Genomic DNA, 1,406 nt, shown 5'->3' on the forward strand with positions numbered 1-1,406 from the left:
GGCCGGGAGGGCGGCGCCGCGGCCGGGCGCGGCGCGCCCGACAGCCGGTCGGGGGCGCGCGGGGGAGGCTGGGCGGCGTCCCCGCGCACCGGCGCGGAACCGGGTCGGTCCGCTACTTCCGGGGGCGGGGTGCGGGCTCCTAGAATCAGGTTACTTAACGGTCACTAGCAAGCTGTGGGAGTGGTGAGAACCGTGGCACGTGCCGCCGATTTCGACCTGTACCGTCCGGCGGAGGAGCACGAGATGCTCCGGGAGTCCGTGCGCGCGCTCGCCGAGGCGAAGATCGCCCCGCACGCCGCCGCGGTGGACGAGGAGGGCCGCTTCCCACAGGAGGCTCTGGACGCGCTCACCGGCAACGACCTGCACGCCGTCCACGTCCCGGAGGAGTTCGGCGGGAACGGCGCGGACGCGCTGGCGACGGTGATCGTCATCGAGGAGATCGCCCGGGTGTGCGGGTCCTCCTCGCTGATCCCGGCCGTCAACAAGCTGGGCTCCCTGCCGGTGCAGCTCTCCGGCTCCAAGGAGCTGCAGGCCCGCTACCTGACGCCGCTGGCCCGCGGCGAGGCGATGTTCTCGTACTGCCTGTCGGAGCCGGACGCCGGCTCCGACGCCGGCGGGATGAAGACCACGGCGGTGCGCGACGGCGACCACTACGTGCTGAACGGCGTCAAGCGCTGGATCACCAACGCCGGCGTCTCGGAGTTCTACACGGTGCTCGCGGTGACGGACGCCGAGAAGCGGACCCGCGGCGGCATCTCGGCCTTCGTGGTGGAGAAGGGCGACGAGGGCGTCTCGTTCGGGGCTCCGGAGAAGAAGCTCGGCATCAAGGGCTCCCCCACCCGCGAGGTCTACTTCGACAACGTCCGCATCCCCGCCGACCGCATGATCGGCGACGAGGGCACCGGGTTCACCACCGCGATGAAGACGCTCGACCACACCCGCATCACCATCGCCGCCCAGGCGCTGGGCATCGCACAGGGCGCGCTGGACTACGCCAAGGGCTACGTCCGGGAGCGCAAGCAGTTCGGCAAGCCGGTCGGCGACTTCCAGGGCGTGCAGTTCATGCTCGCGGACATGGCGATGAAGATCGAGGCCGCCCGCCAGCTGACCTACGCGGCCGCCGCCCGCTCGGAGCGGCTGGACGACGACCTCACCTTCTTCGGCGCGGCGGCGAAGTGCTTCGCCTCGGACGCGGCGATGGAGGTCACCACCGACGCGGTGCAGCTGCTCGGCGGGTACGGCTACACCCGGGACTACCCGGTGGAGCGGATGATGCGCGACGCGAAGATCACGCAGATCTACGAGGGCACCAACCAGGTGCAGCGCATCGTGATGGCGCGCAACCTCCCCTGACGGACGCGGACTCCGCCCGACGGCGCCCATCGTGCAGCGGCACGGTGGGCGCC

The 1,406-nt window shown here is 71.4% G+C and carries 1 protein-coding gene; it reads left to right on the forward strand.

Annotated features, from left to right (window positions below):
- Positions 1–192 precede the first annotated feature (192 nt).
- Positions 193–1,353, forward strand: coding sequence for an acyl-CoA dehydrogenase family protein (locus HCN56_RS25545; RefSeq protein ID WP_167975017.1), 1,161 nt, complete (start codon positions 193–195; stop codon positions 1,351–1,353).
- Positions 1,354–1,406 lie beyond the last annotated feature (53 nt).

Source organism: Streptomyces lonarensis (assembly GCF_012033735.1).
Classification (GTDB): domain Bacteria; phylum Actinomycetota; class Actinomycetes; order Streptomycetales; family Streptomycetaceae; genus Streptomyces; species Streptomyces lonarensis.